Consider the following 8,556-nt stretch of genomic DNA (forward strand, 5'->3'; position numbering starts at 1 on the left):
TGCCGGGCTATGAGATGGCCGACAAGCTCTCGATCCCCAAGATACTTGTCGATGAGCTCGAATTCGCCAGCGGCAACGAGGGTCAGGGCGTGGGTTGGACCGTGCTCGTCACCAAGGGTCAGGACAATGACAAGCTCTGGCTGCGCAGCCAGGGCCTCAAGAACTCCCGCGACCAACGTCTCGATCCGGAGAGCAGCGTCGAGGCGCTGTGGTGGCACAGCAAGAACCCGTTCTGGGGCACGCTGCTCGGGGTCAGGCAGGATCTCGGCAAGGGCGCGACGACATGGCTGGCCGCCGGCGTCGAGGGACTGGCGCCTTATTGGTTCGACGTCCAGCTCACCGGCTATGTAGGGACCGATGGGCGTCTCGCGGCGCGCGCCAAGGCCTCCTATGAGGTCCTGTTCACCAATCGGTTGATCCTCACACCGCAGGTAGAGACCAATATCTATTCGAAGCGGTCGAGAGATCGGCAGCTTGGCAGCGGCTTCAGCAATGTCGAGCTGAGCGGACGGTTGCGCTACGAGGTGTCGCGCAAGTTCGCGCCCTATATCGGCTTCGTCTGGGAGCGTGCGTTCGATGGCACGGCGGGCTTCCGACGCCTGCGGGGCGAGGGGTCATCCGAACACCGGCTGGTGATCGGCTTGCGCGCTTGGTGGTGATACCGGCTCTCCGACGAACCGCTGACCCGCTTGTTCCCCAAGGCGAATCACACGATGGCAAGCGTGGTCAATCCTCCTTCATTGTGTTGCTGCTCGCGGCGGTGTCGGCCTCGGCAGGGCAGACGGCCATTCTCGCTTTCCTTCCGACCCTGGTCGACCCAAATCCCGGCGGGCTTTCCTCAGCGCATGATTTTCATGTCGCGAGCTTGACCGCCGTCCACCCGCTGGCAGCACTGGTGGCGGCACCGCTTTGGGGCTGGATTGCCGACCGGGTCGACTACCGCGTCATGTTGCGCACAGCGCTCATTATCCTCGCGATGGTGACTGCACCAGTTGGCCTCGTAGCTCTGCCGACTCTCTACGTTTTGCGCACGGTCGCGGGGATGGCGGCCGCCGCCATCATACCGCTTGCGCTGCTCAGTGCGAGTTTCGCCGCGGTCAGCCGTGGGGAGCAGGCGCGGCGTTTCACCTGGTTGACGGGGTCTGTATTTTTGGGAGACCTCGGCGGACCGCTTTTGGCGGAAGTCTCCGTTGCGATCATGCCCGGCGCGCCGCTCATGATCGTTGCTGCCAGCATCGGCACCGTCGCGGGGTCGCTTTGCCTTGTAAGCCTGCCAGGCCGCTGTGCGCACTGCCTCGACTCAGGAGATCCGCCGCCGCCGACAGTCTGCGCCACGGGAGTCCTATTACTCATCACGATCGCTGCGGGGGCCGGGCTTGCCGCTATGCACGTCAATCTCCTGATGACGCGCAGTGCGGTCTCGCTGAGCCGCGAGCAGATCGCCTGGATGCTCAGTCTTTGCGGATTCGGCATGCTGGCGGCGCAGATCTTTCATGCAAGGCTCGATTGGTTAGTGAAGGTTCCCGGGCGTCTTGCCGGATTGACGCTCGGTTTGCTGGCAGCGGCGCTCGTTGCCTTTCCACTCGCATCAAGCATAGCCGATATGAGCGTGTTCATCCTGGTCGCCGGTTGGAGCTCGGCGAGCCTGCGATTGGTCACAAGCTTCTGGATCAGCGGTTCTGCGGCGGCCTCAGGGGTGAGGCTTGGCCTCCAGCATTCGGCTGCCAGCATCGGGCAGGCACTGGCGCCCGTGGCGCTCGCTTTCGCCGCACCCGGCGCTCAGCCTCTCGTCCTCTGGAGCATTGCCGGCCTGTCGCTCCTGCTGCTTGTGGTCCTGCCACTAGCTTGGAAACGGCCCTCTTCAGGTGCTAATTCGTCAGGCGGATAAGGGGAGCGCGTAAATCGATATGAATCGTACCGTCCACCACTATCCAAGATGTGTTGCTGTGACAAATGAGCCCAGCCGCGGGCAAGGCCCTTGGGCGCAGCTGGGTTGGTTTCCTCTGGAAAAACGACGTGCTCGTGTCCCCACCTGGCCTCTTTAGCGTTGGCGGTCGGACGCGGTCCATTTACTCATTCGACGAGAGGCGTCTGTGACGGCCGATTGCCTCGAGGAGTAGACGGCTCCTTAGTGGTTTAGTGATCATGTGATCAAAGCCCGCGTCGGCAGCGCGGCGGGCGAGAACCTCGTCATGGAAGCCCGAAATCATGATGGAGCATCCGGACCAGCCCAGCGATCGGAGTTGGCGCAGGATCGAAAAGCCATCAATGTCCGGCATGCGATAATCAACAATCAGGCAATTGGCTCGCTTGGCACGCGAATCGGCCAAAAGCGCGCTACCACTTGTATAGCTACAGACGCAGTAGCCACGGGATCTAAGGAGAAGCTGAAGGGCACGCCGAACACCCGGGTCGTCGTCGGAGACGAGGATGGTGTAGCGCCCATCACCTTGTGTGTCAGAAAACGAAGACATCTCGCGCGACATGAGGACCTGTTGCATCACGGCAATGGCTCGCACGATGCGGCATCCTCGTCGCTACGTAGAGGGCGCAGTTATCACGTCTTGCGACCGAACCCGGCAGCAAAGGCGATCCTCAACGCCTCAGAGAGATTGCGGACCTCGAGCTTGGCCATGAGGCTGGCGCGGTGAACCTCGACCGTCCGGGATGAGCAACCCAGATCATAGGCGATCGTCTTGTTGGGCAAGCCGTTCGCCAATCCTTCCAGCACTTCCTGCTCGCGGGGGGTCAAGGCAGCAACCCGCACCTCGGCTTCCGACGATTCCAGCGCGCGAAGGTCGACATCGTCGAGACGAGCGAAAGCGCGCCTCACGGCCTCGAGCAGGGCAGCCTTCTCGAAGGGCTTTTCGAGAAAGTCAATCGCGCCGCCTTTCATAGCCTGCACAGCTACCGACACATCGCCGTGGCCGGTCAGGACGATGACCGGCATGTTGATCCCACGCGCAGCCATAGTGGTCTGGACTTGGAGACCGTCCATTTCAGGCATCCGCACATCCAAGATAACGCAGCCTACTTCAGCGGACTTCGCTGTCCTGAGAAATTCCACTCCGGAGGTGTAGGCGATGACATCATAGCCCGCGGTTTTGAGCGCGAAGCTTGCCGCCTTGCGGATGCTCTCCTCGTCGTCGACCAGATGAATGATGCGTCTATCCCCCATGTTCCTCCTCCGCCCGCGCGTGGATCAGCGTGAAGTGAAAGCACGTGCCGCCTCGGTCGGAGCGCTCCATCCAGATGCGGCCGCCATGTGCTTCGATGATCGTCCGGCAGATCGAGAGGCCAAGGCCCATGCCGTCGGCCTTCGTCGATGTGAACGCCATGAACAGTTGTTCGCGAATTTCTTCCGCGATCCCGGGGCCGGTATCCTCCACCGTAACCTCGACAAGGCCGTCGGCACGCAAACTCGTCGCGACTTTGAGGTCGCGGATCGATGATTCTGCCATGGCCTCAACGGCGTTGCGCATCAGGTTTACGAGCACCTGCTGGATCTGCACCCTGTCGATGAGGACCGGCGTGGCTGCGGGGTCGATTGCGAAGAAGCTACGGATGCCCCGCTCGCGCGCGCCGACCAGTGCCAGTTGGCTTGCCTCGGTGATGACTTGCGGCAGGTCGTGCAAACTCTTGTCGACCTCACCGCGTGCGACGAAGTCGCGGAGGCGCCGGACGATGTGGCCAGCGCGCAGCGTCTCCTGAGCGGCATCGTCCATTACGGACCGAAGAGAGACGAATGGCTCATCATTCTGGACAGCGAGCATGTCCCGAATGGTTTCGAGATAGAGCGCCACTGCGGCGAGCGGCTGATTGAGTTCATGAGCAAGCGTGGAGGCCATCGTACCCATCGCGCTCAACCGCGAGACATGAACCAACTCCGCTTGCAGTTCCTTGAGCCTGAGCTCATCCTGCTCCTTGGCGGTGAGATCCCGGATGAACCCTGTGAAAAGCCGCTGGCCCTCTTCACCGGCCTCGCCGACCGACAACTGCATCGGGAAGGTCGAGCCGTCGCGGCGCTGACCCACAACGACGCGGCCCAGACCGATGATCCGGCGCTCGCCCGTCTGCAGATAATGCGCGATGTATTCGTCGTGCCGGTCGCGGTCGGGCTGAGGCATAAGACAGGAGACATTTTGCCCGACGAGCTCGGCTTCGCTGTAGCCGAACAGGCGTTGTGCCGCTGCGCTGAACGACGTGATGGCGCCGGTCTCGTCGATGATGATCATCGCATCCGGCACCGTCGCCAGAATCGATTGCAGATGCTGCTCGCGGGTCTCGATCGATGCGCGGACCGCCGCCTCGTCGGTGACATCGCGGCTGATGCAGGCGAAGCCTCGATGTGTGTCGCCTTCGAACAGGGCGCTGATCGTCAGGCGCGCGAGATATTCCGCGCCGTTCTCGCAGACCCGCCACGCTTCGCGCTCCAGCGTGCCCTCGTGAAGGGCGGCCGCCAGGTCTGCGCCTGGACGACGCGCCGCAATCTCGTCAGGCGGGTAGAACAGGTCGTGGGGCTGTCCCAGAACGCGATCGAGCGGCCAGCATTCGGCACGCTCGCCTTCTTCATTATAGCTCAGCACGATCCCGGAAGGATCGAGCAGCGTCAGGACGTGGCCGCCAGCCTGTCGCAGGAACAGCGGCGCAAGCCGCGCTACGTCGCTTGCAATCTCGTCCGCCCCGCGCCTCGTGTCGACCATCGGCCGGCTCACATACCTGGCCGGGCGCACGTATCCGGGCGTAGCCCGACCGTGCCACTCAGCGCCGCGCGAGTATGGCCTTCATCTCGTCGATTTCCTGCCGCTGCGAGCGCTTGATCGATTCGCAAAGCCGGATGACCTCCGGATCGCTGAGCTTTGCTTCCTGGCACATCAGGATCGCCCCGGAATGGTGCGGGATCATCGAGCGCAGAAAGGCCGTGTCGCCGATCGTGGTCTGGGTGCGGATGAGTGCAAAGCTGCCGAAGAAGGCGACCAGCGACGCGGCGATCAGCGCGATGTTGGCGGCCTTCGACGCGAACATGTGCCCCATGGCGAGGATCATCAGCACCACCATCGGCGCGACCATCATCAGCGTCATGTAGAGCATGTTGAGGTTGTTGTAGAAGCTGTCGAGCCCGTCGATCATGACGAACATCACCAGATACATGATGACGCCGCTGATGACGGTCTGAACGGCAAGGCTCCAATAGGCGCCCATCTTCCGGGTGTTCATGTGGGACGAATGGTCCATGGCGTATCTCCTTCGCTCGGCGCCGGCCGACCTGGGTATGAGTGTAACGCCCCGCTCTCTTGTTCGCCCCCGCCATCAGCCGTCCTGATGCTAAAACCAGAAGCGAACGCCGGCGACGAAGCTGGTGGCATGGACGTCCTCGCCCGCAAGCCTCGACAGCCGCGCCGTGTCTCCGGCTTTGCGCAGGTAGGAAACGCCGATGTAAGGCGCGAACTGGCGGCTGAATTCGTAGCGCAGGCGCGCGCCGAGCTCTATGTTGACCAGCCCCGAACCGATGTCGTTCTCCGGAATATCCTGTGCGGCGAAATTGACCTCGGCGCGCGGCTGGAGGATCAGGCGCTGGGTGATGCGCTGGTCGTAATAGCCCTCGACCCGGCCCAGAACATCGCCCTTGGTCGAGAGGAACAGCGCGCCTTCGACCTCGAACATGCCAGGAGCCAGGCCCTCGACGCCGATCGTCGCGTAGGTGCGGTCGGGCCCGCGGCCGAAGTCCTGGCGGATACCGCCCTGAAGATTGAAATAGGGGTCGATGGCCCGGCTGTAGAGCACCTGCACCTCGGCGCTGTCGATGCCGCGGCCGAACTCGCCTTCGCCCTCGCTCTTGAGCCAGAGCCGGTTGATGTCGCCGCCGTAAAAGCCTTCGCCATCCCAGCGATAGCCATCGCGGCCGCTATGCGCCTGATACTCGAACAGGTTGAGCAGCACCTGCCCGAAATTGTTGCCGCCGCTATCCTTCATCATGATGTCGCGCGAGCGCGCCATCTCGCCGCCGGGAAAATCACGATCGGCGAAGTGGTCGCTTGGGGGAGGCGGCGGGGGCGCATTGCCGGCCGGAAGCGCCGTGCCGGTCATTTGCATGCCGGGCATGGCGGAGGTTCCGGGCATGGCGGTCTCGCCATGCTGCGAATGGTCCATCCCGGGCATGTCCGGCATCGCGCCGTCCTGATGCTGGGAGTGGTCCATGCCCGGCATCTCCGCCATCGCGGGAGAAGCGGGTTGCGGTTGACCGGCGGCATCTCCCTGCGGCGCAGGACTGGCCTGGTGCTGCGAATGGTCCATCGCCGAGGTGGCGTCCGGCGCTGGCTTCTGAGCGCGCGGCCCGGCAGCGGGCTTGGGGCGCGGCGCGGCGGCCTTGTCCTTCTTTTTCTCCTGCGCCGGCCGCGCCCCGCCCGGCGGCGCCATGCCGGGCATGTCGTGCATCGAATGATCCTGGGCAAAGGCGGGCGCGGCGGAGAGAAGGGCGATCGCGCTCACCAGCGGCGTGAGGATGCGGGTCATTGGGCATCTCCCTTCGGACGGACGCTTACGACCCGCATCATCCCTGCATGCATGTGGTAGAGAAGGTGACAGTGGAAGGCCCAGTCGCCGACCGCGTCGGCGGTGAAGTCCCAGGTCACCTTGCCGCCCGGCTGGACGATCACCGTATGCTTGCGTGGGCTGTGATCGCCATGCCCCGTCACCAGCTCGAAAAAATGCCCGTGAATATGGATCGGATGCCCCATCATCGTGTCGTTGATGAGATTGACGCGCACCCGCTCGCCTTCGATGAAGGGGATCGGCTCGTGATGGTCCGACATTTTTTCGCCGTCGAACGACCACATGAACCGCTCCATGTTGCCGGTGAGGTGAATGTCGATGCTGCGGCTCGGCGCGCGCACGTCCGGATTGCGATCGAGCGCCATCAGGTCCCTGTAGACAAGCACCTTGTGGCCGACGTCGGCGAGGCCCTGGCCGGGCTCGCCGGTGCGGTCTACGGGCATCGGCGAGATGGTCTGGACGCTCGGGTCGCGCTTCACCTGCGGCGCGTTCGAGAAGTCGCGCATCTTCATCGAGCCCATCGCGTGCCCGCCATGATCCATGCCCGCCATCTGGCCATCGGCGCCCATCGCGCCGTGGTCCATGCCGGCCATCGATCCATGATCCATCCCCGAATGATCCATGCCTGCCATGGCGCTATTGTCCATGGTCGCCATCGCTGCCGCCGCGCCGGTCGCGAGGCGCGCGGACGCGTTCTTCTCGGCCGTCGGATCGACGCCCCGCATAGCGCCGCCCGACATGTCCATGCCTTCCATGCCCGGCATCGAGGACATGTCCATGCCCATGTCCTTCATGTCGGCGAGCGGCCGTTTGCGTAAGGGGGGAACCTCGCCGGCCATGCCGGCCCTCGGCGCGAGCGTGGCACGCGCCATGCCCGAGCGGTCGATCGCCTCGCCGACAAGGGTGTAGGCCTTGTCATCGCCTGGGCTGACAACGACGTCGTAGGTCTCGGCAACACCAATCTGGAACTCGTCGACGGTGACCGGCACCACATTCTGCCCGTCGGCCTGAACGATGGTCAGCGGCAGGCCGGGGATGCGGACGTTGAAGGTGGTCATCGCCGACGCATTGATGACCCGCAGCCGCACCCGTTCGCCCGGGGTGAAGAGCGCGGTCCAGTTGTCCATCGGACCATGGCCGTTGACGAGATAGGTGTAGGTGGATCCGGTCACATCGGAGATGTCGGCCGGGTCCATCCGCATCTGGCCCCAGTCGAGCCGGTCCTTGAGCGGCTGATCCTTGCCCGACAGGAGCCCGGCCAGGGTCTGGCGCTGGAAATTGAAATGGCCGGGGTTGACCTTGAGGCGCCGGAAGATCGCCTGCGGCGAGAGCGCGCTGTGATCGGCGAGCACGATGACATGCTCGCGGTCATAGGCGACCGGATCGGCACCGGCGGGATCGATGATGATCGGGCCGTAATGGCCTTCCTGTTCCTGCAGGCCTGAATGGCTGTGGTACCAGTAGGTGCCGCTTTGCACGACGGAGAACTGGTAGAGGTAGTTCGAGCCCGGCTTGATGCCCGGAAAAGACACGCCCGGCACACCGTCCATATTGGCCGGCAGGATCAGCCCGTGCCAGTGGATCGAGCTGTCCTCCTCCAGCTGATTGATGACGTTGAGCCGCACGCGCTGGCCCTCGCGCAGCCGGATCAGCGGGGCGGGGACCGTGCCGTTGAGGCCGATTGCCCGGAACTTGCGCCCGTCGATGGTCATCGACTGCCGGGCGATGGTGAGCGTGATGTCTTCGCCCGACACGGTCGGCAGCGTCGGTCGCATCCCCGGCGAGATCGTCTGCGCCCAGGCCGGCAGCCAGGCTGACAAGGCGGCGCCGCCACCGGCGAGGGCCGCGCCGCGGAGGAACTGGCGGCGGTCGAGAGCAGAAATCATTCGGTTGTCTCAGCTTTAAGAAAGAGGGCGGACCTATTGGAAATACGCAGCGTGGCCTCATCCCCCTCAAACTTTCTTCAACATTTCCGCGAGGCGTGCGCGGGCGCGGTAGAGGCGG

The 8,556-nt window shown here is 63.8% G+C and carries 8 protein-coding genes; 2 read left to right on the forward strand and 6 right to left on the reverse strand.

Annotated features, from left to right (window positions below):
- Window positions 1–659, forward strand: a 659-nt coding sequence (locus AX681_RS10170) for a copper resistance protein B (protein WP_066682195.1), incomplete at its 5' end; no start/stop codon positions are given.
- Between the two features lie 83 nt (window positions 660–742).
- Window positions 743–1,888: an MFS transporter gene (locus tag AX681_RS10175; protein WP_223308211.1), complete on the forward strand. Its 1,146-nt coding sequence runs from the start codon at window positions 743–745 to the stop codon at window positions 1,886–1,888.
- A gap of 181 nt (window positions 1,889–2,069) precedes the next feature.
- On the opposite strand, the gene AX681_RS10180 is transcribed toward AX681_RS10175, so the two are convergent.
- The 6 genes from AX681_RS10180 to AX681_RS10205 form a co-directional block, all read right to left on the reverse strand.
- Window positions 2,070–2,474, reverse strand: a complete 405-nt coding sequence (locus AX681_RS10180) for a response regulator (protein WP_037486787.1) — start codon at window positions 2,472–2,474, stop codon at window positions 2,070–2,072.
- An 83-nt stretch (window positions 2,475–2,557) separates the two neighbouring features.
- Window positions 2,558–3,178 (reverse strand): response regulator transcription factor, encoded by a 621-nt coding sequence (locus AX681_RS10185; protein WP_037486757.1) that lies wholly within the window; start codon window positions 3,176–3,178, stop codon window positions 2,558–2,560.
- Entirely contained in the window at window positions 3,168–4,703 is a 1,536-nt protein-coding gene (locus tag AX681_RS10190) for a two-component system sensor histidine kinase NtrB (protein ID WP_066664667.1), read from the reverse strand. The genes AX681_RS10185 and AX681_RS10190 overlap by 11 nt, the downstream gene beginning before the upstream one ends.
- Before the next feature lie 58 nt (window positions 4,704–4,761).
- The gene (locus AX681_RS10195) at window positions 4,762–5,235 is read right to left on the reverse strand and encodes a DUF305 domain-containing protein (RefSeq protein WP_007406421.1); all 474 of its coding nucleotides are present in this window, start codon (window positions 5,233–5,235) and stop codon (window positions 4,762–4,764) included.
- 90 nt (window positions 5,236–5,325) lie between these two features.
- On the reverse strand, window positions 5,326–6,513 hold the full coding sequence (locus tag AX681_RS10200; RefSeq protein ID WP_004212733.1) for a copper resistance protein B: 1,188 nt from the start codon (window positions 6,511–6,513) through the stop codon (window positions 5,326–5,328).
- Window positions 6,510–8,438 carry a copper resistance system multicopper oxidase gene (locus tag AX681_RS10205; protein ID WP_010336586.1) on the reverse strand — a complete coding sequence of 643 codons (1,929 nt, stop codon included), beginning with the start codon at window positions 8,436–8,438 and terminating at the stop codon, window positions 6,510–6,512. Before AX681_RS10205 ends, AX681_RS10200 begins: the two co-directional genes overlap by 4 nt.
- Window positions 8,439–8,556 lie beyond the last annotated feature (118 nt).

The organism is Sphingomonas sp. CCH9-E2 (assembly GCF_001557215.1).
GTDB lineage: Bacteria > Pseudomonadota > Alphaproteobacteria > Sphingomonadales > Sphingomonadaceae > Sphingomonas.

Coding starts and splice junctions, on each gene's coding strand:
- AX681_RS10180 (WP_037486787.1), bottom strand. CDS start 2,474: ATGTCTTCGTTTTCTGACACACAAGGTGATGGGCGCTACACCATCCTC.
- AX681_RS10195 (WP_007406421.1), bottom strand. CDS start 5,235: ATGGACCATTCGTCCCACATGAACACCCGGAAGATGGGCGCCTATTGG.
- AX681_RS10200 (WP_004212733.1), bottom strand. CDS start 6,513: ATGACCCGCATCCTCACGCCGCTGGTGAGCGCGATCGCCCTTCTCTCC.
- AX681_RS10205 (WP_010336586.1), bottom strand. CDS start 8,438: ATGATTTCTGCTCTCGACCGCCGCCAGTTCCTCCGCGGCGCGGCCCTC.
- AX681_RS10190 (WP_066664667.1), bottom strand. CDS start 4,703: ATGGTCGACACGAGGCGCGGGGCGGACGAGATTGCAAGCGACGTAGCG.
- AX681_RS10185 (WP_037486757.1), bottom strand. CDS start 3,178: ATGGGGGATAGACGCATCATTCATCTGGTCGACGACGAGGAGAGCATC.